The organism is Aquincola sp. J276 (genome assembly GCF_024700035.1).
GTDB lineage: Bacteria > Pseudomonadota > Gammaproteobacteria > Burkholderiales > Burkholderiaceae_C > Aquincola > Aquincola tertiaricarbonis.
Genome location: NZ_JAJONC010000001.1, coordinates 1,864,080 through 1,887,745, shown reverse-complemented (window position 1 = coordinate 1,887,745; position 23,666 = coordinate 1,864,080). Strand labels below are relative to the sequence as shown.

General features: G+C 70.4%; 22 protein-coding genes, 1 tRNA gene and 1 pseudogene. 9 read left to right on the top strand and 15 right to left on the bottom strand.

Annotated features, from left to right (window positions below):
- Positions 1–72 precede the first annotated feature (72 nt).
- Positions 73–1,460, top strand: a pseudogene (locus tag LRS14_RS08605) (phosphomannomutase/phosphoglucomutase).
- A gap of 27 nt (positions 1,461–1,487) precedes the next feature.
- Complete coding sequence (locus tag LRS14_RS08600) at positions 1,488–2,801, top strand: 3-deoxy-D-manno-octulosonic acid transferase (protein ID WP_257799276.1); 1,314 nt, start codon at positions 1,488–1,490, stop codon at positions 2,799–2,801.
- Here the strand turns inward: LRS14_RS08600 and LRS14_RS08595 are convergent, their stop codons facing one another.
- The 5 genes from LRS14_RS08595 to LRS14_RS08575 all read right to left on the bottom strand — a co-directional run bounded on the left by LRS14_RS08595 (position 2,802) and on the right by LRS14_RS08575 (position 8,577).
- The gene (locus tag LRS14_RS08595) at positions 2,802–5,168 is read right to left on the bottom strand and encodes a xanthine dehydrogenase family protein molybdopterin-binding subunit (RefSeq protein WP_257799275.1); all 2,367 of its coding nucleotides are present in this window, start codon (positions 5,166–5,168) and stop codon (positions 2,802–2,804) included.
- Positions 5,165–5,647 carry a (2Fe-2S)-binding protein gene (locus LRS14_RS08590; RefSeq protein ID WP_257799274.1) on the bottom strand — a complete coding sequence of 161 codons (483 nt, stop codon included), beginning with the start codon at positions 5,645–5,647 and terminating at the stop codon, positions 5,165–5,167. The genes LRS14_RS08595 and LRS14_RS08590 overlap by 4 nt, the downstream gene beginning before the upstream one ends.
- Before the next feature lie 63 nt (positions 5,648–5,710).
- The gene (locus LRS14_RS08585; RefSeq protein ID WP_257799273.1) at positions 5,711–7,042 is read right to left on the bottom strand and encodes a TolC family outer membrane protein; all 1,332 of its coding nucleotides are present in this window, start codon (positions 7,040–7,042) and stop codon (positions 5,711–5,713) included.
- Between the two features lie 146 nt (positions 7,043–7,188).
- Positions 7,189–7,842 (bottom strand): protein-L-isoaspartate O-methyltransferase, encoded by a 654-nt coding sequence (locus tag LRS14_RS08580; RefSeq protein ID WP_257799272.1) that lies wholly within the window; start codon positions 7,840–7,842, stop codon positions 7,189–7,191.
- A 69-nt stretch (positions 7,843–7,911) separates the two neighbouring features.
- The gene (locus LRS14_RS08575) at positions 7,912–8,577 is read right to left on the bottom strand and encodes a TetR/AcrR family transcriptional regulator (protein WP_257799271.1); all 666 of its coding nucleotides are present in this window, start codon (positions 8,575–8,577) and stop codon (positions 7,912–7,914) included.
- Positions 8,578–8,671: 94 nt separating this feature from the next.
- On the opposite strand from LRS14_RS08575, the gene LRS14_RS08570 reads away from it, so the two are divergent.
- From LRS14_RS08570 to LRS14_RS08560, 3 genes are all read left to right on the top strand, one after another.
- Positions 8,672–9,244 carry a DUF1439 domain-containing protein gene (locus LRS14_RS08570; protein WP_257799270.1) on the top strand — a complete coding sequence of 191 codons (573 nt, stop codon included), beginning with the start codon at positions 8,672–8,674 and terminating at the stop codon, positions 9,242–9,244.
- Between the two features lie 102 nt (positions 9,245–9,346).
- The gene (locus LRS14_RS08565) at positions 9,347–10,204 is read left to right on the top strand and encodes an undecaprenyl-diphosphate phosphatase (protein WP_046111734.1); all 858 of its coding nucleotides are present in this window, start codon (positions 9,347–9,349) and stop codon (positions 10,202–10,204) included.
- Between the two features lie 111 nt (positions 10,205–10,315).
- A complete protein-coding gene (locus tag LRS14_RS08560) occupies positions 10,316–11,008 on the top strand; it encodes a glutathione S-transferase family protein (protein ID WP_257799269.1) in 693 nt (230 codons plus the stop codon).
- Between the two features lie 13 nt (positions 11,009–11,021).
- Here LRS14_RS08560 and trmB read toward each other — a convergent pair whose 3' ends face one another.
- On the bottom strand, positions 11,022–11,714 hold the full coding sequence (trmB, locus tag LRS14_RS08555; RefSeq protein WP_046111736.1) for a tRNA (guanosine(46)-N7)-methyltransferase TrmB: 693 nt from the start codon (positions 11,712–11,714) through the stop codon (positions 11,022–11,024).
- Between the two features lie 121 nt (positions 11,715–11,835).
- Here trmB and LRS14_RS08550 point away from each other — a divergent pair, with 121 nt between their 5' ends.
- A complete protein-coding gene (locus LRS14_RS08550; RefSeq protein WP_257799268.1) occupies positions 11,836–12,720 on the top strand; it encodes a universal stress protein in 885 nt (294 codons plus the stop codon).
- Positions 12,721–12,814: 94 nt separating this feature from the next.
- The gene (locus tag LRS14_RS08545; RefSeq protein WP_046111738.1) at positions 12,815–13,456 is read left to right on the top strand and encodes an NAD(P)-dependent oxidoreductase; all 642 of its coding nucleotides are present in this window, start codon (positions 12,815–12,817) and stop codon (positions 13,454–13,456) included.
- A 10-nt stretch (positions 13,457–13,466) separates the two neighbouring features.
- Here the strand turns inward: LRS14_RS08545 and LRS14_RS08540 are convergent, their stop codons facing one another.
- From LRS14_RS08540 to LRS14_RS08525, 4 genes are all read right to left on the bottom strand, one after another.
- Positions 13,467–14,456, bottom strand: coding sequence for an isopenicillin N synthase family oxygenase (locus tag LRS14_RS08540; protein ID WP_257799267.1), 990 nt, complete (start codon positions 14,454–14,456; stop codon positions 13,467–13,469).
- Positions 14,457–14,468: 12 nt separating this feature from the next.
- Positions 14,469–14,954, bottom strand: a complete 486-nt coding sequence (locus LRS14_RS08535) for a nucleoside deaminase (protein WP_257799266.1) — start codon at positions 14,952–14,954, stop codon at positions 14,469–14,471.
- 4 nt (positions 14,955–14,958) lie between these two features.
- Complete coding sequence (locus LRS14_RS08530) at positions 14,959–15,981, bottom strand: ABC transporter substrate-binding protein (RefSeq protein ID WP_257799265.1); 1,023 nt, start codon at positions 15,979–15,981, stop codon at positions 14,959–14,961.
- A gap of 91 nt (positions 15,982–16,072) precedes the next feature.
- Positions 16,073–16,996 carry a LysR family transcriptional regulator gene (locus tag LRS14_RS08525; protein ID WP_046111742.1) on the bottom strand — a complete coding sequence of 308 codons (924 nt, stop codon included), beginning with the start codon at positions 16,994–16,996 and terminating at the stop codon, positions 16,073–16,075.
- A gap of 22 nt (positions 16,997–17,018) precedes the next feature.
- Between LRS14_RS08525 and LRS14_RS08520 the strand changes: the two genes are divergently transcribed.
- Both LRS14_RS08520 and LRS14_RS08515 read left to right on the top strand, forming a co-directional pair.
- A tRNA-Gly gene (locus LRS14_RS08520) sits at positions 17,019–17,092 on the top strand.
- A gap of 50 nt (positions 17,093–17,142) precedes the next feature.
- Positions 17,143–18,060, top strand: a complete 918-nt coding sequence (locus tag LRS14_RS08515; protein WP_083440366.1) for a GGDEF domain-containing protein — start codon at positions 17,143–17,145, stop codon at positions 18,058–18,060.
- A 39-nt stretch (positions 18,061–18,099) separates the two neighbouring features.
- Here LRS14_RS08515 and LRS14_RS08510 read toward each other — a convergent pair whose 3' ends face one another.
- Genes LRS14_RS08510 through LRS14_RS08490 form a run of 5 tightly spaced genes read right to left on the bottom strand, consistent with a single transcriptional unit; the run spans position 18,100 to position 23,644 of the window.
- Positions 18,100–18,999, bottom strand: coding sequence for an aspartyl/asparaginyl beta-hydroxylase domain-containing protein (locus LRS14_RS08510; RefSeq protein ID WP_046111743.1), 900 nt, complete (start codon positions 18,997–18,999; stop codon positions 18,100–18,102).
- A gap of 33 nt (positions 19,000–19,032) precedes the next feature.
- Positions 19,033–20,505 (bottom strand): NAD-dependent succinate-semialdehyde dehydrogenase, encoded by a 1,473-nt coding sequence (locus LRS14_RS08505; protein WP_046111744.1) that lies wholly within the window; start codon positions 20,503–20,505, stop codon positions 19,033–19,035.
- 18 nt (positions 20,506–20,523) lie between these two features.
- The gene (locus LRS14_RS08500; protein ID WP_046111745.1) at positions 20,524–21,342 is read right to left on the bottom strand and encodes an ABC transporter permease; all 819 of its coding nucleotides are present in this window, start codon (positions 21,340–21,342) and stop codon (positions 20,524–20,526) included.
- Positions 21,343–21,346: 4 nt separating this feature from the next.
- The gene (locus tag LRS14_RS08495; RefSeq protein WP_257799264.1) at positions 21,347–22,597 is read right to left on the bottom strand and encodes an ABC transporter permease; all 1,251 of its coding nucleotides are present in this window, start codon (positions 22,595–22,597) and stop codon (positions 21,347–21,349) included.
- A gap of 21 nt (positions 22,598–22,618) precedes the next feature.
- Entirely contained in the window at positions 22,619–23,644 is a 1,026-nt protein-coding gene (locus LRS14_RS08490) for an ABC transporter substrate-binding protein (RefSeq protein WP_046111869.1), read from the bottom strand.
- Positions 23,645–23,666: the final 22 nt, after the last annotated feature.

Here is a 23,666-nt window from a genome sequence, read left to right as displayed (position 1 = left end):
GGCTTTCGGTGGGGCGGCGTCGCCCCGGGGTTTCCACGGAGCCTGCCTACAATCGTTCGCAGGAGGAAATGAATGAAAGTTGCAGCTTCGGCCTTCAAGGCCTACGACATCCGCGGCATCGTCGGGCAAACCATCGACGAGGCCTTTGCCGAGCACCTGGGCAAGGCGTTCGGCACCGAGGCGGTTGCCGCCGGTGAGAAGGCCGTGGCCGTGGGCCGTGACGGCCGCGTGTCCGGGCCCGGCCTGGCCGCCGCGCTGATCCGAGGGCTGGCCTCCACCGGGCTGGACGTGGTGGACCTGGGCGCCGTCACCACGCCAATGCTCTATTACGTGGCCGCCACCCGCGGCCGGCACGGCTGCAACAGCGGCATCCAGGTCACGGGCAGCCACAACCCCAAGGACTACAACGGCTTCAAGATGGTGCTGTCGGGCCGCGCCATCTACGGCGACGAGATCCAGGGCTTGCGCCGCCGGATGGAAGCCGAGGACTACACGGTGGCCAAGGGCCGCTCGGCCGCGATGGACATCGTGCCGGAGTACATCGCCCGCATCGTCGGCGACTGCAAGCTGGCGCGGCCGCTGAAGGTGGTGGTCGATTCCGGCAACGGCATTCCCGGTGCCTCCGCACCGCAGCTGCTGCAGGCGCTGGGCTGCGAGGTGATCGCGCTGTACAGCCGGGTGGACGGCGACTTCCCCAACCACCATCCCGACCCCCCAAGCCCGAGAACCTGCAGGACCTGATCCGCACCGTGCATGCCACCGAGGCCGACCTCGGCCTGGCCTTCGACGGCGACGGCGACCGCCTGGGCGTGGTGACGAAGGACGGCCAGATCATCTACCCCGACCGCCAGCTGATGCTGTTCGCGCAGGACATCCTCACCCGCGTGAAGGGCGGCACCATCATCTTCGACGTCAAGTGCACGCAGCGCCTGGCGCCGGCCATCAAGGCCGCCGGCGGCGTGCCGCTGATGTGGAAGACCGGCCATTCGCTGGTCAAGGCCAAGATGAAGGAAGTCAACGCGCCGATCGCCGGCGAGATGAGCGGCCATGTGTTCTTCGGCGAGCGCTGGTACGGCTTCGACGACGCCTCCTACACCGCCGCGCGGCTGCTGGAGATCCTCAGCCGCCACGACGACCCGAGCGCGGTGCTCAACGGCCTGCCCACCAGCTTCAGCACGCCCGAGCTGAACGTGGCCTGCGCCGAAGGCGAGCCGCGCGAGGTGATCGACAAGCTGCTGGCCGACGCCGACTTCCCTGGCGGCGAGATCGTCACCACCGACGGCCTGCGGGTGGACTATGCCGACGGCTTCGGCCTGATCCGCGCCAGCAACACCACGCCAGTGCTGGTGCTGCGCTTCGAAGGCCACACCGACGAGGCGCTGCACCGCATCCAGGACGACTTCATGAAGCGCCTGAAGGTGGTGAAGCCCGATGCCGAAGTGGCCACCGCGGCCCACTGACCCGCCGATGCGCGCCGCCCGCTGCTGATGACCCCCCGGCTCGCGCGCTTCCTGTACAGCGCGCTGCTGATCGCGCTCACGCCGCTGTACCTGCTGCGCCTGTGGTGGCGCGGCCGGGCGGAGCCGGCCTACCGCCGCCGCGTGCGCGAGCGGCTGGGCTTCTACCGCACGCGGCGGCGGGCCATCAAGGGCCGGGTGATCTGGCTGCACGCGGTGTCGCTGGGCGAGACGCGGGCGGCCGAGCCGCTGGTCAAGGCCCTGCGGGCGCACATGCCGGGGCTGCGGCTGGTGCTCACCTGCAGCACCGCCACCGGGCTGGAAGCCGGCCGCTCGCTGCTGCAGGAAGACGACATCCAGGCCTGGCTGCCCTATGACACGCCGGGCGCGGCGCGCCGCTTCCTGCACCGCTACAAGCCGCTGGCGGGCGTGCTGATGGAAACCGAGATCTGGCCCAACCTGCTGCATGCGGCCGAGCAGGCGCGGGTGCCGGTGGTGCTGGCCAATGCACGCCTGTCGGAGCGCAGCCAACGCAAGGGCCAGCGCATGGCCGCGTTGCTGCATCCGGCGGTGCGCAGCCTGAGCTGGGTGCTGGCGCAGACCGCTGCCGATGCGCAGCGCCTGCATGCGGCCGGTGCGGAACAGGTGGAGGTCTGCGGCAACCTGAAGTACGACATCGAGCCACCGCCCAAGCTGCTGGCGCGCGGCCTGCAATGGCGTGCCTCGCTGAACGATCCGCCGCGCGCGGTGGTGCTGGCCGCCAGCACCCGCGAAGGCGAGGAACAGCCGCTGCTGTCGGCCTGGCGGGCGCTGCCGGCGCCGCGGCCGCTGCTGCTGATCGTGCCGCGCCATCCGCAGCGCTTCAACGAGGTGGCGCTGCTGGTGGACAACAGCGGCTTCACGCTGGCGCGGCGCAGCGCCTGGGGCGACGCCCCGCCGCCCGAGGCCGCCCGCGCCGACATCTGGCTGGGCGATTCGATGGGCGAGATGCCGCTGTACTACGCGCTGGCCGACGTGGCCTTGCTGGGCGGCAGCTTCGCGCCGCTGGGCGGCCAGAACCTGATCGAGGCCGCGGCCTGCGGCTGCCCGGTGGTGATGGGGCCGCACACCTTCAATTTCGACGATGCGGCGGAGCTGTCGCTGAAGGCCGGCGCCTCGGTGCGTGTGGCCGACATGGTCGACGGCGTGCGCCGCGCGGCCGCGCTGGCGGTGGACCCGCAGCGTAACAGCTGGGTGCAGAACGCCTTCAGCTTCTCGGCCGCCCACCGCGGCGCCACCGAGCGCATGGCGCGGCGCATCGTCGAGGTGGTGATCCGCGGGCGGCCGTCCGACCGCCCGCGCTGACTAGCGCAGCGCCTCGGGCAGCGCCGCCAGCGGCGCGGGGTCGTAGTCGCCCGCCAGCGCGCGCCACACGCGCTCCGAGGTCACCGGCATCTGGATGCGCTCGGCCGCGGCGCCCTGGCCGGCATGGTCCAGGGCGTCGATCACCGCATTGACCACCGCCGGCGTGGCGCCGATGGTGCCCAGCTCGCCCACGCCTTTCACGCCCAGCGGATTGGTCAGGCAGGGGATGGAGGTGTCGAACTGCGTCTTGAAGCCGACGAAGCCGTCGGCATGCGGCATCGCATAGTCCAGGAAGCTGGCGGTGAGCAGCTGGCCACTGTCGCCGTCGTACACCACCTGCTCCAGCAGCGCCTGGCCGATGCCCTGCACCGCGCCGCCTTCGATCTGGCCGCGCACGATGGCCGGGCTCACCACGCGGCCGATGTCGTTGACCGAGGCGTAGGCCACGATGGCCAGCTGCCCGGTGGCCGGGTCGATCTCCACCTCGCAGATGTGGCAGCCGTTGGGCCAGCTGGGGGCGCTTACCGCGTTGGTCACGTCCACCGTGATGCGCTGAGTGGGCTGGCGGCCGGCCAGCTCGAACAGGCCGATGCCCAGGTCGGTGCCGGCCACGGTGAGGCGGCCCTGGCGGTATTCGATGTCGGCGGCCGGAGCTTCCAGCGCTTCGGACGCGAGCTGCCGGGCGGTGTCCACCGTGCGCTCGGAAGCCACCTGCACCGCCGAGCCACCGGTGAACAGCGAGCGCGAGCCCGCGCTGCCGAAGCCGTTGGCGCGGTCGGTGTCGCCCTGCAGCACACGGATGCGCTCGATCGGCACGCCGAACACGTCCACCGCCAGCTGCGCATAGCTGGTGGCGATGCCCTGGCCCATGGCCTGCGTGGCCGAGGTCAGCTCGATGAAACCGTCGGCCGTCACGTCCACCACCACGCGTTCCTCCAGCGCGTTGCCGCCGGTCCATTCCAGGAAGGTGGCGATGCCGCGGCCGCGCAGCCTGCCGCGGGCCTCGCTCCCGGCACGCCGCGCGGCGAAGCCGCCCCAGTCGGCCAGCGCCAGGCCCTGGTCGAGGATGCGGCCGAACTGGCCGCTGTCGTAGGTCTGGCCCATCGGGTTGCGGTAGGGCATCTGCTCGGGGCGGATCATGTTGCGCCGGCGCAGCTCGGCCGGGTCCATACCCAGCTTGCGGGCAGCGGCGTCCATCAGCCGCTCGGTCGCGTAGATGGCCTCGGGCCGGCCGGCGCCGCGGTAGGCGCCGGTGGGCGCGCAGTTCGTCAGCACGCCGGAAAAGCGCAGGTCGATGGTCTGCAGGTCGTAGATGCTGGTGGACACCCAGGGCCCGATCAGCAGCTGGATGGCCAGCCCCGCGGCGGTGGCATAGGCGCCCACGTTGGCGAGCGAGCGCACCCGCAGCGCCAAGGCCCGACCATCGGCGTCCAGCGCCATCTCGGCATGGGTGACCACGTCACGGCCGTGGGTGGAGGCGAGAAATTCCTCGATGCGCTCGGCCCGCCAGCTCACCGGCCGCTGCAGCTGCAGCGCGGCATGGGCCACGGCCACGTCTTCGGGGTACAGGCCGGTCTTCATGCCGAAGCCGCCGCCCACGTCATCCACCTTCACCCGCACGTTCTCCGGCGTGCGGCCGGGGATCAGGCCCGCAATGCCGTTGCGCACGCCGGTGGGCATCTGGCTGCTCAGGCGCACCGTCAGCCGGCCGCTGGCCACGTCCAGCTCGGCCTGGGTGCAGCGCGGCTCCATCGGGCTGGCGGCCAGGCGCTGGTTGCGGATGTCGACCGACACCACATGGGCCGCGGCGGCAAAGGCGGCTTCGGTGGCGGCGGCGTCGCCATGGCGCATCTCGGCGGCGATGTTGTCGGGCGCGGCCTCGCACAGCACCGGCGCGCCGGCTGTCACCGCCTGCACCGCGTCGGTGACGGCGGGCAGTTCCTCGTAGTCGATCCACAAGGCGGCGGCGGCTTCGCGCGCGGCCTCGCGGCTCTCGGCCACCACGGCGGCCACAGCTTCGCCGACGAAGCGCACCACCTCGTGCGCCAGCGCCCGCCGCGGCGCGGTGGCGCCGGGGCTGCCATCGGGCCGCTTGAAGCCGCCGCCGGGCAACGGCTTCACGCCCGCGGCCACGAGGTCGGCGCCGGTGTACACCGCCAGCACGCCGGGCAGCGCCAGCGCGCTGTCCACGTCGATGGACAGGATGCGGGCATGCGCGTAGGTGGAGCGGGCGAAGGCCAGGTGCACCTGGCCTTGCGGCGCCACGTCGTCGGTGAAGCGGCCGCGGCCGGTGACCAGCGCCGGGTCCTCGATGCGGCGCACCGTGTGGCCGCTGCCGTAGCGGCCGGATTCCAGCGCGGCGCTCATCGGGCCGCTCCTTCGGCCATCGTGCGCGCGGCGGTCTGCACCGATTCGACGATGTTCACGTAGCCGGTGCAGCGGCACAGGTTGCCTTCCAGCGCATGGGCGATGCGTTCGGCATCGGGCTGCGGCTCCTGCTGGAGCAGGCACACCGCCGTCATCACCATGCCGGGGGTGCAGAAGCCGCATTGCAGGCCGTGGCAGGCGACGAAGGCGTCCTGCACCGGGTGCAGCGGGCCGCCTTCGGGCGACAGGCCTTCGATGGTGGTGACGCCGCAGCCCTCGGCCTGCAGCGCCAGCATGGTGCAGCTCTTGACCGCCTCGCCATCCAGCAGCACGGTGCAGGCGCCGCACTGGCTGGTGTCGCAGCCGATATGGGTGCCGGTCAGGCCCAGCGGGCCGCGCAGCAGGTCCACGAGCAGGGTCTGGGGTTCAACCTCGACCGACACGGGCCGGCCGTTGACGCTGAGTTGCAGCTGGGGCATGGGGTTCCTTCCGGACGGGGAACCCCATGCTAAGCGCTGCCGCCGGGGTGGCGGCGGCCAGGGTCAGGGCGCCAGCAGGCTGTTGATGGCCAGCAGGTCCTCGCCGCGCAGCTGGCCGGCGGCCTGGCGCAGCCGCAGCGTGCCGAGCAGCACGTTGTAGCGGGCGAAGGCCAGGTCGCGCTGGGTGGTGAACAGCTGCGTCTGCGCATTCAGCACGTCCAGGTTCACCCGCACGCCCACGCGGTAGCCCAGCTGCGTGGCTTCCAGCGCCAGCTTGCTGGAGGCTTCGGCGGCCTCCAGCGCACGCACCTGCGCCAGGCCCGACTGCACCTGGAAGTAGGCCGTGCGGGTGGCCGTGGCCACGTTGCGGCGGGCGGCGTCCAGCTCGTTGCGGGCGCGCTCTTCCAGCGCCAGCGTTTCCTTCACGCGGTTCTGGATGGCGAAGCCGGCGAACAGCGGCAGGTTCATCTCCACACCCACGCTGGCCGGCACGCTGTTGCCCGCCAGCTCGGCGGCATTGCCGCGCTGGCGCTGGCCGCCCAGCTGGGCGGTGAGCTCCACCGTCGGCAGGTGGCCGGCGCGGGCCTTCTCGGTTTCCAGGCGGGCGGTTTCCAGGCCGGCCAGCGCAAGGCGGATGCCAGGGTGGTTGTCCCATGCGCTGGTGACCCAGGCCTCGGCATCGGCCGGCTCCAGCGACGGCAGCATCACCGGCTGGCGCAGCGGGTTGGGCTGCACATTGGCGCGGCCCACCAGCTGGTCGAGCACCACGCGGCGGGTGCGCAGGTCGTTGTCGGCGGCCAGTTCCTGGGCGGTGGCCAGGTCGAAGCGCGCCTGCGCCTCACGCGTGTCGGTGATGGTGGCGGTGCCGACCTCGAAGTTGCGCTTGGCCGAGGCCAGCTGCTCGCTGATGGCCTTCCTGTTGGCCTGCGCGGTGCCCAGGGTGTCCTGCGCGGCCAGCACGTCGAAGTACGCCTGGGCCACCCGCACCACCAGGTCCTGCTCGGCGGTTTCCAGCTCGGCGCCGCTGGCGTCCAGCAGTACCCGGGCCTGGGCGATGGTGGCGCTGTCGGCGCGGTTGTACAGCGTCTGGCGGCCGCTCAGTCCCACCACCGTGGTGCGCGACTTCAGGTCGAGGTCGCGGGTGCGCCAGTCGGTGCGGGCATTGGTGTGGCTGGCGCCCACGCCGATGCTCGGCAGCCGCAGGGCGTCGGCCTGGGCGGCGCGGAACTGGTTGCTGTCGGCCAGCGAGCGGGCGGCCAGGTAGGTGGCGTCGTAAGGGCGCGCGGCGTTGTACAGCTCGACCAGCGATTCCGCTTGCGCCGCCGTGGCACCAAGCGCCAGCGCGGCCACCTGCATGAGCTGGGACAGCCGCAGGCGCGGGAAGGGGATGTGCATGGAGCTCCTCTCTGGGAAGACGTTTGTTATCGACGACAACCGGCCGCGCTGAACGCCGGGTGCGCGATTGCACCCGAGGCTCCTGCGGCTGGCATCCGCCATGCGACAACCTGCACGTCGCTGGCCATGAACGGCGGGCAGCTGGATCAGAAGGTGAAGCGGGTGGGCTCGCCGAAGCCGGACAGCCGCGGCGCCACGGTGTCGAAAAGCTCCTCGCGCTGGAAGGCGCCGGCGCCGTTGCGGGTGACCAGCACCGCGCGCATCACCGGCTGCTGGCCGACGATGGCCACCAGGCGGCCGCCTTCCTTCAGCTGGTCCAGCAGCACCTGCGGCACCTCGGCCACCGAGCCCGAGAGCACGATCACGTCGAACGGTGCCTCGGAAGGCAGGCCCCTGGCGCCATCGGCTTCGACCACCTTGGCATTCACCACGCCGGCGCGGCGCAGGTTCTCGCGCGCCAGCGCGGCCAGCGCCGGCTCGATCTCCAGCGTGGTCACGCGCTGGGCGCGGCTGGCCAGCAGTGCCGCCATGTACCCCGAGCCGGCGCCGACTTCCAGCACGCGGTCGTCGCGGGTGACTTCCAGCTCCTGCAGCAGCCGGGCCTCGATCTTGGGCTCCAGCATGCTCTGGCCGGCGGGCAGCGGCACCTGGGTATCGATGAAGGCCAGCGCGCGGTGGGCTTCCGGCACGAACGCCTCGCGCTTGACCTGCGTGAGCAAGGTCAGCACGTCCTGGTCGAGCACGTCCCAGGGGCGGATCTGCTGCTCGATCATGTTGAAGCGGGCTAGTTCGATGTTCATGGCGTTGTGCGCGAAGGTCGGCGTAAGGGCGGTGGAACGGAGGGACGGAGGGACGGAAGGCCCGGGAGTTTATTTCGGCGGCGCCGTCGCCAGCCTGACGGAGCGCAGCACCAGGTCGATGTGCTGCTCGATGAAGCGAAGCGGGTCGAGCGACATCGACGACTGCACCATGCAGGCGCCCACCGCATGCTTGTGCAGGCACAGCATCACCATGGGCAGGATGACCGAGTGCGTCACGCTCTCGACGTCCATCGGCCGCAGCTGGCCGCGGCGCACGCCCTGCTCGAACATCTGGCCGATCAGGCGCGAGCCGGGCTCGATCACCTCGCTGACATAAAAAGCCGCCACGTCGGGGAAGTTGCGCGCCTCGGTGACGATCAGCTTGAACACGCCGCAGGCCGGGCTCTGGTACACGCGCTGCCACCACTGCGCCAGCACGCCGAACAGCACCTCCGGATCGGCCTCGGCATGGCGCGCCACCTCGGCCGCGCCGGCCCGCACCTCCTCGCCCAGGTAGTGGCGGATCACCGCCTTCAGCAGCTCTTCCTTGCTCGGGTAATAGAGGTAGAGCGTGCCCTTGGACACGCCGGCCCGGGCCGCCACTTCCTCCGACCGGCTGTTGGCGAAGCCCTTCTCCACGAACACCTCCAGCGCCGCGGCCAGCAACTCGTGCGGCCGGGCTTCCTTGCGACGCTGGCGCGTGGCGCGCGGGGGCTCGTGGGCGGGGGAGGACATCCAGGGCGGTTGTTACTGACTGGTCAGTCATTAATGTAGCCCCCTGAACAGGGAGGGTCAACCGCGGCAGGGCGGCTTGGTTAAGCTGCCCGCCATGCACAGAAGAACCACCTTGCGCACGGTGGCGGCACTCATGGCCGCCGGCGCGCTGGCCGGGCTGGCGGGCTGCGGCACGCTGGGCCTGCCCGACCGCATCGTCATCACCGAGGCCCAGCTGCAGGAACGGCTGGTGTCGGACTTTCCGCAGCAGCGGCGGGTGCTGTCGCTGGTGGACTTCACCCTCCAGCAGCCGGTGCTGCGCCTGCTGCCGGCGCAAAACCGCGTGGCGGTGCAGTGGCCGCTGCAGGCCACCGAGCGCCTGACCCGCAAGGCCGCCGCCGGCCTGCTGGATGCCGACAGCATGCTGCGTTTCGACGCCGGCGACATGACGCTGCGGCTGGCGCAGGTGCGGGTGGCCTCGCTGCAGCTGGCTGATGCCGGCGGGCCGTGGCCGCAGCCGGTGCAGCAGGCCGCCGCGGTGGTGGCCGAACAATTGCTTGAAGGCCAGATGGTGTGGCGTGCCTCCACACGCCAGGCCGAGCGGCTGCGCCAGGCCGGCGTGCAGCAGGTCGACGTGCGCATCACCGAGGCCGGCATCGAGCTGGCGCTGGGCAGCACGCCCCGCTGACGGCGGGCGGCGCCGCGCGGCGCGTGCCTCCGGGCCGTCATCACCCCGCCGGTATCATCGCCGGCTCTTTTTTGACCAACGCCCTGGGCGGGAGGCTTCTACGTGGATGTGATGTTGCTGGTGAAGGCTGCGGTGATGGGCCTGGTGGAAGGCTTCACCGAATTCCTGCCAATCTCGTCGACCGGCCATCTGATCCTCGCCGCCTCGCTGCTCGACTTCACCGGCAACGGCGCCAAGGTCTTCGAGATCGCCATCCAGACCGGCGCGATGTTCGCGGTGATCTGGGAATACCGGCAGCGCCTCGGCCGCACCGTGGCCGGCATCACGCACGACCCCGTCGCGCAGCGCTTTGCGCGCAACGTCATCATCGCCTTCATCCCGGCCGTGGTGCTGGGCCTGGCGCTGGGCAGCGCCATCAAGGCGCGGCTGTTCCATCCGGTGCCGGTGGCCATGGCCTTCATCGTCGGCGGCCTGATCATCCTGTGGGTGGAGCGGCGCCATCGCCGGCAGTTCGGCGAGCGCGACCTGGAAGGCGGCCGGCTCGCACGGGTGGAAACGGTGGACGACATGACGGCCCTGGACGCGCTGAAGGTGGGCCTGATCCAGTGCCTGGCGCTGATTCCCGGCACCAGCCGCTCGGGCTCCACCATCATCGGCGCGATGCTGTTCGGCTTCTCGCGCAAGGCCGCGGCCGAGTTCAGCTTCTTCCTGGGCATCCCCACGCTGATGGGCGCCGGCGCCTACTCGGTGTGGAAGGAGCGTGCGGCGCTGAGCATGGCCGACGCACCGATGTTCGCCGTGGGCCTGGCCTTCGCCTTCATCAGCGCGCTGATCTGCATCCGCTGGCTGATCCGCTATGTGTCCAGCCACGACTTCACCGTCTTCGCCTGGTACCGCATCGTGTTCGGCGCCATCGTGCTGCTCACGGCCTACACCGGCTGGGTGGAGTGGTCGGCCTGACGGTCGGGGCCCGTGTCGGCCGCATCACTGTGATGCGGACATTTCATGCCTGAGCCCGCGCGGCGGCCCGCCTGCCGCCGCTAGCATGCTTCCTCACAGGAGAGGAACGCCATGCTCACGCTCATCATCGGCAACAAGAACTATTCGTCGTGGTCCATGCGGCCCTGGGTGCTGCTCAAGCACTTCGGCATCCCGTTCACCGAGCGGAAGCTGCGCTTCAGCCAGGACCCGGCCGCCGCCTTCCACACCGAGCTGGCGCGCATCACGCCAGTGGGCCTGGTGCCGGTGCTGCTGGACGAGGGCTTCGCGGTGTGGGACACGCTGGCCATCGTGGAATACGTGGCCGAGCTGTTTCCGCAGCATGCGGTGTGGCCGCGTGAGCGGCAGGCCCGCGCCCGCGCGCGCAGCCTGGTGGCGGAGATGCACTCGGGCTTCGGCGCGCTGCGCCAGCACATGCCGCAGAACATCGAGGCCTCGCTGCCCTCGGTCGGCAAGCGCATCCTGGCCGAGCAGCCCGACGTGCGGCGCAACCTCGATCGCATCGTCGGCATGTGGACCGCGGCGCTGAACGACAGCGGCGGGCCTTTCCTGTTCGGCGAGTTCAGCGCGGCCGATGCCTTCTATGCACCCCTGGCCGGCCGCCTCATCACCTATGGCGTGCCGCTGCCGGCGGAGCTGACCGCCTACGTGGACCGGCTGTGGGCCTCGCCCGGCGTGGCCGCCTGGGTGGCCGACGCGAAGCAGGAAAAGGACTTCATCGACTTCGAGGAGCCCTATCGCAAGTCCGCTTCCGACGCAGGCTGAAGGGCCGGCGGCTTCAGGCCGCCGCCACGCGGGTGAACACCAGGTCCCACACGCCGTGGCCCAGGTTCAGGCCGCGCTGCTCGAACTTGGTCAGCGGCCGGTAGTCGGGCCGCGGCGCGTAGCCTTCCGCGGTGTTGCGCAGCTGCGGCTCGGCGCCCAGCACCTCCAGCATCTGCACCGCGTAGTCCTGCCAGTCGGTGGCGCAATGCAGGTAACCGCCCGGCGCGATGTGCTGGACCAGCCGGGCCACGAAGGCCGGCTGCAGCAGCCGGCGCTTGTGGTGCTTCTTCTTGTGCCAGGGGTCGGGAAAGAAAATGTGCACGCCGGCCAGCGAGCCGGGCGGGATCATGTCGCGCAGCACCTCCACCGCATCGTGCTGCACCAGGCGCAGGTTGGTCAGGTCTTCCTCGCCGATGCGCTTGAGCAGCGCGCCCACGCCGGGCTCGTGCACCTCCACGCCGATGAAGTCGGTGTCGGGCCGCGCCGCGGCGATCTGCGCGGTGGCGCCGCCCATGCCGAAGCCGATCTCCAGCACCACCGGCGCGCTGCGGCCGAAGGCGGCCGCATAGTCCAGCGGCGCGGGCTGGTAGGGCAGCAGGAACCGGGGACCCAGTTCGGCCAGCGCCCGTTGCTGGCCCGTGCCCATGCGCCCGGCGCGCAGCACGAAACTGCGGATGGGTCGGCGGGGGCGTTGGTCGTCGGTCATGGCGTGCGGCGGGGCAGGTGCGAAGGGGCGGCATTGTCGCCGAGCGGGCCGGCGGCCCGGTGGGCGCCGCGGCTTGACCGCCATCAAGCCGGCTGCCGCCACCCACCCCAGAATCGCAGGCATGAAACCGCCGCTCACCCGCCCCCGCAGCCTGCTGGTGGCCACCGACCTCAGCAGCCGCTGCGACCGTGCCATCGACCGCGCGGTGCTGCTGGCGCGCGAATGGGGCGCCCGGCTGGTGGTGGTCACGGTGCCGGAGCGTGCGCAGCTGGGCCAGCTGCAGGCGCAAGGGCCGCTGGCCGTCACCGGCGAGGAAGCCGAGCTGCTGCAGGCACAGGCCCGCCGCCGGCTGCAGGCCGAGCTGGGCGAAGCCGGCGTGCCCTATGACGTGCAGGTGGCGCATGGTCCGGTGGGCGCGGCGCTGCTGAAGGTGGCGGACGAGCAGCGCTGCGACCTCATCGTCACCGGCACCGCGCGCGCCCATGGCCTGGGCCGGCTGGTGCTGGGCTCCACGGTCGACCTGCTGGTGCGGCGCTCGCCGGTGCCGGTGCTGGTGGTGCGCCAGCGCGGCCGCCGGGCCTATCCGCGGCTGATCGTGGCCAGCGACTGGTCGCCGCCCTCGCGCCATGCGCTGGAAGTGGCGGCCACCGGCTGGCCAGAGGCACCGATCACCTTGTTCCATGCCTTCGGCGCCGCCTATCCCGCGCGCGCCGGGGTGGACCTGGCCTCGGCCCGCGACGCGGGTGGGGAGCAGGCCACCCGCGCGGCCGCCGCCTTCATCGCCGGGTGCACCCTGCCCGAGCCGGTGCGGCTGCGGCTGCGGCTGTGGCTGGACTCGGGCGACCCCGGCCTGTTGCTGCAGCAGCACGGCTGGCGGCATCCTGAGGACCTGGTGGTGCTGGGCACCGCCGGCCGCAGCGGCCTGGCCGCGATGCTGCTGGGCAGCGTGGCCGAGCGGCTGCTCGACATGATCGAGAACGACGTGCTGCTGGTGCGGCCGGTGTGAAGCGTGGCTTCACGGTGAAGAAAGCTTCCGCTGACTGGCGGCGGCGCACGGCGCGGCCGAAGATGAGGCCATCGCAACCTCTTGGAACCGCACCATGAAGATCGCCCTGATCGGCGGCACCGGCTTCGTCGGCAAGGCCGTGCTCGATGAACTGCTGCGCCGCGGCCATGCCGTGACCGCGCTGGCCCGCGACACCGGCAAGTACGCCGGCCGCGACGGCGTGACCGCCGTGAAGGCCGATGCGCTGGACGCGCAGCAGGTGGCCGCCGCCGTCGCCGGCCACGACGCCGTGATCGACGCCTACAACCCCGGCTGGGGCCTGCCCGACATCCACGACCTGTTCCTCAAGGGCACCGAAGCCATCCTCGACGGCGTGCAGGCCGCGGGCCTGAAGCGCGTGCTGGTGGTCGGCGGCGCCGGCAGCCTGTTCATCGCGCCGGGGCTGCAGTTGATCGATACGCCGGAGTTCCCGGCCGAGTGGAAGCAGGGCGCGCTGGCCGCCCGCGAGGCGCTGAACCGCATCCGCGGCCGCAACGCGCTCGACTGGACCTTCCTGTCGCCGCCGGTGCACCTGGCGCCCGGCGAGCGCACCGGCGCCTACCGCGTGGGCGGCGACGAGGTGCCGATGGTGGCTGGCGAACCCGCCGGCATCAGCGTGGCCGACCTGGCCGTGGCGATCGTCGACGAGATCGAGACGCCGAAGCACGTGCAGAAGCGCTTCACCGTCTACAGCTGAACCCGCCCCATCAATATTTGGCGAAGTTGGCGTTCACGCGGCGGTACAGGTAGTCCTCCGCCGTGATCGGCTCGTACTTCTTCGCCGGGCCCTGGATCACCACGTCGCGGTTGGCCTGTGCGAAGAAGGCCAGGCTGTAGCGCGCGCCCTGGTATTCGTCGGGGCGCGGGTTCTTCACCCGGTGGAAGTTGGACTTGAGCTGGTCGTCGCTCCAGCGCATCAGCATGTCGCCGATGTTGCAGGTGATCACGTCGTCGGCCGGCTCGATCGGCGTCCACTCCTGCTTCTCGTGCTCCTTGCCCGGCAGCACCTGCAGCCCGCCCTGGCCCGCCTGCTGGAACAGCAGCGTCAGGCAGTCGAAGTCGGTGTGGGCACCGGCGCGCCACAGGCCCAGGTTGTCGCGCCGCTCGGGCGGAATCGCGAAGTAGTGCAGCAGCCGCAGCGTGCTCTGGTAGGCCGGCACCGACGGATCATGCGCCTGGGTGAAGAACTGGTTGCCAAAGGCAAGCTTGTCGGCGAAGCAGGACAGGATCTTCATCGCCACCGACCAGCATTGCGCCTCGAAGCCCAGCATCGTTTGTTGAAAGCCGGGCAGCGCTTCTTCGCCGGGCCACAGGCCGTCCATGTGCGGCCGGGTGATCTGGTAGCTCTCCTTCTGGTCCGGCGTGCCGGTGGAGGGTCGCACCTGCGCACGGCTTTCCCAGCCGGCGTTGAAGGCCTTCTTCAGCGGGTGGCGGGCTTTCACCTCCTCCGGCAGCGCGAAGAAGGCCTGCGTCATCGCGAACGCGCGCTGGATGTCGGCCAGCGGAATGCCGTGGTTCGTCAGCTGGAAGAAGCCGATGTCGATTGACGCGGCCCAGAGCTGCTCGGTGATCTCGGCGCGGCGCTCGTCGAAGTTGCTCAGGTCGATGCGGCGGATCTCGCGCTGGTGCGTCTCCGAGCCCATCGAGCCCATGCGGCTTTCCTTGGCCAGCTCCTGCATCGTGTAGGGGGTGCTCATCGTCGTGTTCCTTCAGATCTTCCAGTAGGCGCGGTGCGGTGCCGCGGCTTCGTCGAGCAGCGCGGGCCCGACTACTTCGATGGCGTGCGGCGCGGCGGCAAAGACCTCGCGGCACGACATCACGATGTCGCCCGCGCCGGCCTGCGCCACGCGGAATTCACGCAGGCTCACCGCGTCGATGCCGAAGACCACGCGGCGGATGTTCGACCAGAAGATGGCCCCGGCGCACATCACGCAGGGCTCGCCGGAGGCGTACATCGTGGCGCCGGCCATCACGTCGCGGTGGTGGGCCGGCGTGGCCAGCCGCAGCGCATTGGTCTCGGCATGCGCGGTGCAGTCGCCGGTCACCGCGTTGTCGTTGGCGGCCTCGGCCAGCACCTGGCCGTCGGCCGAGACGATCACCGCGCCGAAGGGCCGGTTGCCGGCCTTCGACGTGATGGCCGAGAGTTCGATGGCGCGCCGCAGGTACAGCGCGTCGTGTTCGTTCAGGTCGTCCATCGCGTCAGGCCTTCATCGTGCGTTCCGCCTTCGGCGGCAGGAACGACAGGTTGTACAGCGCATCGGCGTTCGGCACCTGCTTCAGGGCGAAGGTCTGGCTGACCTCGGCGACCTGCTGGCGCACCAGCTCGGGCCGCACGTCGCCCAGGCCATGGCTGCGGGTGTCGGCATTGGCGACGTAGCCAGCGGTGATCCTGAAGCGCTCGGCCTCCACCTTCTCGTCGACCATCGGCTCGCGGCGCTTGACATGCTGCATCGCGGCCACCGGGTCGGCCAGGCATTCCAGCAGCGCGCGGTTGGTGGCCTTGAGGAAGCCGCGTACCGCCTGCGGCTTGTCGGCCATCAACTTGGTGGAGGCCAGGATCGCATTGCCGTACAGGTTGAGGCCCGCCTCGGCATACGACAGCACGCTGAGCTGCGCCGGATCGATGCGCTGGAACAGCGACAGCGCCGAGTCGTGGAAGTAGGTGGCGCCGTCCACGTCGCCGCGGATGATCACGTTGTCGCGCTGCGAGAAATCGGTGGTCACCCACTCGATGGCCTCGGCCTTCATGCCGGCATGCCGGGCCGCCATCGGCCAGGCGCGGCGGGTGCTTTCCACCGCCGCAGCGGCGATGCGCTTGCCCTGCAGGCTCTTGAAGTCCTGCGTGATGCCGCGGTCCTTGCGGCCGATGATCACGAACGGCGCGCGGTTGTAGTACTGGTAGACGGCCTGCAGCAGCGGCGCGCCGGGCTGCGAGGCATTGAACTCGATCAGCGCGCTGATGTCGCCGAAGCCCATGTCGTAGGCCCCGCTGGCCACACGGGTGATGGCCGCCACCGAGCCGCTGCCCACGTCGAAGCTGGGCTCCAGGCCCTCGGCCTCGTAGTAGCCCTTGTACAAGGCGACGAAGAAGGGCGCCACCTGGCCGCTGATGCGGAAGTCCAGCGTGAACTTGAGCTTGGTGAGCGGCTGCGCACGCAGCACCGGGGCGGCGAGCCCCGCGACGCTGGCGGTGCCGAATTGCAGGAAGTGGCGGCGTTGCATGGGGTGCTCCTGGTGACCGATGAGGCCAGTCTAGGAAGCAGGGGATCATGGCAATAGGCCGCTGCAGGCCATACCTGGCATAACGGATCTGTTATGCCGGCAGTCCTTCGGCCACGGCGCCCACCTGCTGGCGCAGCCAGCGGCTGGCGGCGCTGGTGTGGTTGCGCTCGTGCCAGAGCTGGTAGAAGCGCATCGGCGGAATCTCGCTCGGCGCCCGCACCACGGTGATCGGCCAGCTGGCCGCGTAGTGCTCGGCGAAGCGGCGCGCGGTGGTGAACACCAGGTCGGTGGCCATCAGCACCTCGGGCACGAGGTTGAACTCCGGCACCGTGGCGGCGATCTGCCGCTGGTAGCCGGTCTTGGCCAGCTCGCCGTCGATCGGGCCGGTGCGCGGCGTGCTGCTGGCCGCGGGCGCCAGGTGGCGCATGCGCAGGTAGCGCGCCAGCGGCAGCCGCCGCTCCTGCTCGAAGGGGTGGCCGCGCCGCATCATGCACACCACCTCGTCGGTGTAGAGCATGCCGGTGCGCAGGTCTTCCCGCGGGCGCGGGTCGTTGCTGATGACCAGGTCCACGCCGCCCTCATCCAGCGCCTGCGCCACATCGAAGGCCGGGTTCGATGGCCGGATGTGCGCGCCGATGCGGCTGCCCGCGCCGGTCAGCCTCGCGATCACCTGGGGCAGGAAGGTGGGCGGCAGGCAGTCGGCGCAGACGATGTTGAAGGCCTTGTCGGCGGCCGCCGGGTCGAAGGTGGAGATGCCTTCCAGCCGTGCCACCTGGCCCAGGATCTCGCGCAGCGGCGCCTTCAGCGCGGCGGCCCGCTCGGTGAGCACCATGCGGCCGCCGCTGCGCACCAGCAGCGGGTCGGCCAGCACCTCGCGCAGCCGCTGCAGCTTGCGGCTGACCGCCGGCTGGGCCTGCCCCGCGCTGTCGGCCACCCGCGTGATGCTGCACTCCTGCAGCAGCAGCGACAGCAGGCGCAGGTCGTTCAGGTTGAGCGAGAGCAGGGCATCTTGCATGGCGTAAACTGCGCGCAGACACGCGGGTGTAGTTCAATGGTAGAACGGCAGCTTCCCAAGCTTCATACGAGGGTTCGATTCCCTTCACCCGCTCCAATGCTGCAAGGTCGCCACGTGCGGCCTTTTTCTTTGGTGCAGGGAACAGCATGAGCACGACCTACCAACTGCTGGCGATCGGGCCGGTGCCGGCCGATCTGGCGGGCTCGGCGTGGGGGCCCTTCGTGGTCACCGCCACCACCTTCGAAGAAGCCAACGGCGTGCTGCACCGCCAGCCCTTCGACGCGGTGCTGATGACGCTGGACGAGGACGAGATGCAGCAGCTGCCGCTGTGGCCGGCGCTTTCGCATGCGGTGCTGGATGCAGCGGTGCTGGTGGTCACGCCGCAGGTGTCGCCGCTGGTGGCCATGCGGCTGCTGCAGGCCGGCGTGCAGGACGTGCTGTCGCCCAACGAGAACGAGACCCTGCCGCGCCGCGTGCGCCTGGGCATCGAGCGCAAGCAGCTGGACCGCACCGCCCGCAAGGCCCACGCCACCGACCTGGCCACCGGCCTGCCCAACCATGCGCAGTTGCAGGAACACATGACCCATTTGCTGGCGCTGCGCGAGCGTGAGCCGGCGCCGATGGCCCTGGTGGTGCTGCGCATCGAGGGCTTTGCCACCGCGGCCGCGCGCATGGGCGGCGAAGCCGCCAACGTGCTGCGGCGCAAGGTGGCGGTGCGGCTGCGGGCCGGCCTGCGCGCCAGCGACGTGGTGGCCTCGGTGGGCCACGATGTGTTCGCGGTGCTGCTGGCCTGGGTGGACAACGCCGAGGACGTGCCCGGCGTGGTGAACAAGCTGGTGGCCAGCCTGCAGCGGCCCTTCAGCGTGGCCGGCGGCGACGTGGCGGTGGCCGTGAGCGCCGGCGTGGGCCACTATCCGGAGCATGGCAAGGATGCGGGCGCGCTGATGCGCCGGGCGATGGGCCAGGCCGCCAGCATGGCGCCGGTGGGACGCGCCGGCTTCGCCAACCGGGTGGAGCGCGGCCCGTCGGCGGCCGCCAACGACGAGGACGCGCCGGGCGAGTGAGCCACCGGCGCGCGGCGCCGGCTCAGCGCCGGCGGCCGTTCACCAGAACAGCAGCCACAGCAGGGCCGCGATCAGCAGCCACTTGCCGGCGTAGTACACGCCGCGGTGGCTGGCCTTGAGTGCCTTGGCCTTCAGCCGCAACCGGTACACGCCGGCGAACAGCCGGTTCAGCCCGCCCACCTGCTCGCCCTCCACGTTCTGGCTGGAAGCCGCCGCCATCACGTGCTTGGCGAAGAAGCGGTTGAACCAGCGCAGCGGCGCGAAGTGCAGCGGTCGCTCCACGTCGCAGAACAGGATCACGCGCTGCTGCTGCGTGGCGTTCTCGGCATGGTGGATGTAGGTCTCGTCGAACATCACCGCCTCGCCGTCGCGCCAGTGGTAGCGCTGGCCGTCCACCTCGATGTAACAGGCGGGGTCGTTGGGCGTGGCCAGGCCCAGGTGGTAGCGCAGCGAGCCGGCATAGGGGTCGCGGTGACGTACCAGCTTGGCCCCTGGCGGCAGGCTGGCGAACATCGCCGCCTTGATCGACGGGATCTGCCGCAGCAGCGCCACCGTCTGCGGGCAGTGCGCCAGGGCCGATGGCATCTCCTTGCCGTACCAGCTGAGGTAGAAGCGCTTCCAGCCGGTGCGGAAGAAGGAGTTGAAGCCCACGTCGTTGTAGCCCGCCGCTGCGCGGATGGCGCCGTCGTCGTTCAGCCGCAGGGCCTCCTCGCGGATGAGCTGCCAGTTGGCGGCCAGGGGCGACAGGTCGGGGAAGCTCCTGGGGTCGAGATAGGGCTGCGTGGGCGCACGCGAGAACAGCACCATCAGGCTGTTCAGCGGCGCCAGCAGCACGGTGAAGTCGAGCGCCCGCTTCAGGCTGAAGCGCACCTTGCCGCGCAGGTGCACATGCAGTGCGGCGGCCAGGAAGACGAGGAACAAGACATGCCGGAACTCCATGGCGGCCTGGACTGCTGAATGGCGGGGCCGCGATTATTTCTGGATATCGCCCAGGCAGAGGTACTTCACCTCCACATAGTCGTCGATGCCGTGGTGCGAGCCCTCGCGGCCCAGGCCCGACTGCTTCACGCCGCCGAAGGGCACCTCGGCGGTGGAGATGAGGCCGGTGTTGATGCCCACCATGCCGTACTCCAGCGCCTCGCCGACGCGGAAGATGCGGCCCACGTCGCGGCTGTAGAAGTAGCTGGCCAGGCCGAACTCGGTGTTGTTGGCCAGCGCGATGGCCTCGGCCTCGGTCTTGAAGGTGAACACCGGCGCCACCGGGCCGAAGGTTTCCTCGCGGGCGCACAGCATGTCCTGCGTGGCATGGGCCAGCACCGTGGGCTCGTAGAAGCGGTCGCCGGTCTTCCTGCCGCCGGTGAGCACCGCCGCGCCCTTGGCCAGCGCGTCGGCCACGTGGGCCTCGATCTTGGTCACGGCCTTGTCCTCGATCACCGGGCCGATGGTCACGCCGGCCTCGAAGCCGTTGCCCACCTTCAGGCCCTTGACCTTCTCGGTGAACTTGGCGATGAAGGCGTCGTACACCGTGTCCTGCACGTACAGGCGGTTGGCGCACACGCAGGTCTGGCCGGCATTGCGGTACTTGCTGGCGATGGCGCCTTCCACCGCGCTGTCCAGGTCGGCATCGTCGAACACGATGAAGGGCGCATTGCCACCCAGTTCCAGGCTCAGCTTCTTGATGGTGGGTGCGCATTGCGCCATCAGGATGCGGCCCACCGGCGTGCTGCCGGTGAACGACAGGTGGCGCACCAGGTCGCTCTTGCACAGCACCTGGCCCACCTCGGAGGAACGGGTGCTGGTGACGACGTTGAGCACGCCGGCCGGCATGCCGGCGCGCTGCGCCAGCTCGGCCACCGCCAGCGCGGACAGCGGCGTGAGCTCCGCCGGCTTGATGACCACCGGGCAGCCTGCGGCCAGGGCCGGCGCCACCTTGCGCGTGATCATCGCGATGGGGAAGTTCCACGGCGTGATGGCCGCGCACACGCCCACCGGCTGCTTGATGACCAGGTAGCGCTTGCCGTTGTCGGTGGTGGGGATGGTCTCGCCGTACACCCGCTTGGCTTCTTCGGCAAACCACTCGATGAAGCTGGCGCCGTAGGCCACCTCGCCCTTGGCCTCGGCCAGCGGCTTGCCCTGCTCGGCCGTCATGATGCGGCCCAGGTCGTCGGTGTGCTGGATGATGAGCTGGTACCAGCGCTGCAGGATGGCGGCGCGCTCCTTGGCGGTCTTGGCGCGCCAGGCCGGCCAGGCCTTGTTGGCGGCGGCGATGGCGGCTTCGGTGTCCTCGGCGCCCAGGTCGGCCACGTCCGCCAGCTTGGCGCCGGTGGCCGGGTCGGTGACATCGAAGCGGCTGCTGCCGGCCACCCACTGCCCGTCGATCAGCGCGTCCGTCTTGAGCAGCGTGGCATCGGCCAGCGCCGCCAGCGGGGAGGTCTTCATGTCCATGAGGTTCCTTCTACTTCTTCAGCGCCGCCGGCCACGCAGCCATTCCAGCGCCAGCAGCAGGCTGGTGGTGAACAGGATGAGCAGCGTGGCCACCGCGGCAATGGTGGGGGAAATATTCTCGCGGATGCCGTTGAACATCTGCCGCGGCAAGGTCAACTGCTCCGGGCCGGCCAGGAACAGGGCCACCACCACCTCGTCGAACGAGGTGGCGAAGGCGAACAGCGCGCCCGAGACCACGCCCGGCGCGATCACCGGCAGCGTGATGCGGAAGAAGGTGCGCACCGGCGTCTCGCCCAGCCCCAGGCTGGCCTTGACCAGGTTGTGGTCGAAGCCCTGCAGCGTGGCCAGCACCGTGGTGAGCACGAAGGGCGCGCCCAGCGCCGCATGCACCACGATCAGCCCGGTGTAGCTGTCGGCCAGGCCCAGCGGCGCGAAGAACAGGTAGGTGCTGACGCCCACCACCACGATGGGCACCACCATCGGCGCGATGAGCAGGCTCATCAGCAGGCCCTTGAACGGGAAGCTGGTGCGCGCCAGGCCCACCGCGGCGATGGTGCCCAGCACCGTGGCGATCAGCGTGGCCGCGGGCGCGACGATGAAGCTGTTCTTCGCGGCGCGGGCCCACTCTTCGGATCCGAACAGGTTCTCGTACCACTTGAGCGACCAGCCGTGGATGGGGTAGACGAGGAACGAGCTCTCGCTGAACGACAGCGGCATGATGACCAGGATGGGCGCCAGCAGGTACGCCAGCACCGCCACGCAGAACAAGCGCACGGCCCACCAGCCCGCCTTGTCGAGCGGGGTGGCATAGGCAGGAAACACCGGCAGCAGCTTCATCGCATCAACCCAGGCTCAGTTCGGTGCTGGTGATGCGGCGGTACACCGCGTACAGCACCAGGGTGGCGGCCAGCAGCAGCGCGCCCAGCGCGCAGGCCATGCCCCAGTTCACGTTCACGTTGGTGTACTGGGCGATGTAGTAGCTCAGCATCTGGTCATCGGGGCCGCCCAGCAGCGCGGGCGTCACGTAGTAGCCGATGGCCAGGATGAACACCAGCAGTGCGCCGGCGCCAATGCCCGGGTAGGTCTGCGGCACGTACACCCGGAAGAAGGCGGCCAGCGGCGGGCTGCCCATCGACACTGCGGCCCGCTGGTAGGTGGGCGGCACGCTCTTCATCACGCTGTACAGCGGCAGGATCATGAAGGGCAGCAGGATGTGCGTCATCGACACCAGCACGCCGGTGCGGTTGAACAGCAGCTGCAGCGGCTGGTCGATCACATGCAGCGCGGCCAGCGCATGGTTGACCAGCCCTTCGGACTGCAGCAGCACGATCCAGGCGGCCATGCGCACCAGGATGCTCGTCCAGAAGGGCACCAGCACCAGGATCATCAGCACATTGGCCTGGCGGGCGCTGAGCGTGCTCAGCCACCAGGCCAGCGGATAGCCCAGCGCCAGGCACAGCAGGGTGACGATGAAGCTGATCTGGAAGGTGCGCAGCAGGATGCCGCCGAAGGCGCGCTGCTCGGGCGCCATGCGTTCCACCTGGCCGGCCGCGTCGCGCTGCAGGTCCACCGAGGCCAGCAGGTAGTCGGGGGTCCAGCGCGCGCCGTTCTTGGCGATGGCCTGCCAGTACTTGGCTTCGCCCCAGCGTTCGTCGATGGCCAGCAGCGCGGCACGGGCGTCGCCGCCGGCCGGCAGCGGCATGGCGCGGTAGGTGTTCATCACCAGGGAGCGCGCACCGGGCTCGGCGCTGTTGAGCCGCCGGGCCAGCGCGCCGGCATCGGCACGGTCGGGCAGCGCGGCCAGGTCGGTCGCCACCGCGGCGAAGGCCGCCTCCGGCGGCGGGCCCTCGCGGCTCCAGTCCTGCAGCGCTGCCACCGTGCGCGGCAGCGCGTTGGCCACCTCGGGGTTCTCGGCCGCCCGCTTCAGCAGGCCGGCGATGGGCACCAGGAAGGTGAGCAGCAGGAACACCAGCAGCGGCAAGGTGAGCGCGAATGCGCGCCACTTGCGCTGCCGGCCGGCCCGCGCCAGTTGCCGCTGCAGCGATTGCGGATCGGCCGGGCCAGGCAAGGGCAGGGCGGTGGCGGTGCTCATCTCAACGGGCCGCGGCGGGCATCAGCGGGTGGACCAGGCGGCGAAGCGCTTTTCCAGGTCCTCGCCCTGGTCGGCCCAGAACTTCAGGTCGAGCTGCAGCGCCTGCTGGGCGTTGGCCGGCGAGGTGGGCAGGTTGGCCAGCACCGCGGCGTCCAGCTTGGCCAGCGCCTTGTTGTTGGTGGGGCCGTAGGCGATGTGCTTCGCGTACTCGGCCTGTGCATCGGCGGTGCTGGCGAAGGCGATGAACTTCATCGACGCTTCCTTGTTGGGCGCGCCCTTGGGAATGACCCAGTAGTCCAGGTCGTAGATGCCGCCGGTCCAGCCGATCTTCAGGTTCTTGCCCTCGCGGTTGGCAGCGTCGATGCGGCCGTTGAACACGGTGCTCACCGCCACGTCGCCGGCGACCAGGAACTGCGGCGGCTGGGCGCCGGCCTCCCACCACTGGATGTGCGGCTTGAGCTCGCTGAGCTTCTTGAACGCGCGCTCGGCGCCGTCCTTGGTGGCCAGCACCTTGTACACGTCGGCCGGCTTCACGCCATCGGCCATCAGCGCGAATTCCAGGTTGTAGCGCGCGCCCTTGCGCATGCCGCGCTTGCCGGGGATCTTCTTCACGTCCCAGAAATCGGCCCAGGTCCTGGGGCCTTCCTTGAGCTTGTCGGCATTCCAGGCCATGACCGTGGACCAGACGAACACGCCCACGCCGCACTCGGTGACGGCCGCGGGCAGGAAGGCTTCCTTGCCACCGAGCCGGGCGTAGTCCATCTTCTCGAACAGGCCTTCGTCGCAGCCGCGGGCGGCGTCGGGCGACTCCACCTCCACCACGTCCCAGGTGACCTTCTTCGTCTCGACCATGGCCTTGATCTTGGCCTGCTCGCCGTTGTATTCCACGGCCATCACCTTGGTGCCGGTGGCCTTCTCGAAGGGCTCGTAGTACGCCTTCTTCTGCGCATTGGCATTGGCGCCGCCGAAGTTGACGACGGTGAGCTGCTGCTGCGCCAGCGCGGGCAGGGCCAGCAGGGTGGACAGGGCAAGAACGAGGGACTTCATGTGCATGGTGCGGTTCTCGATG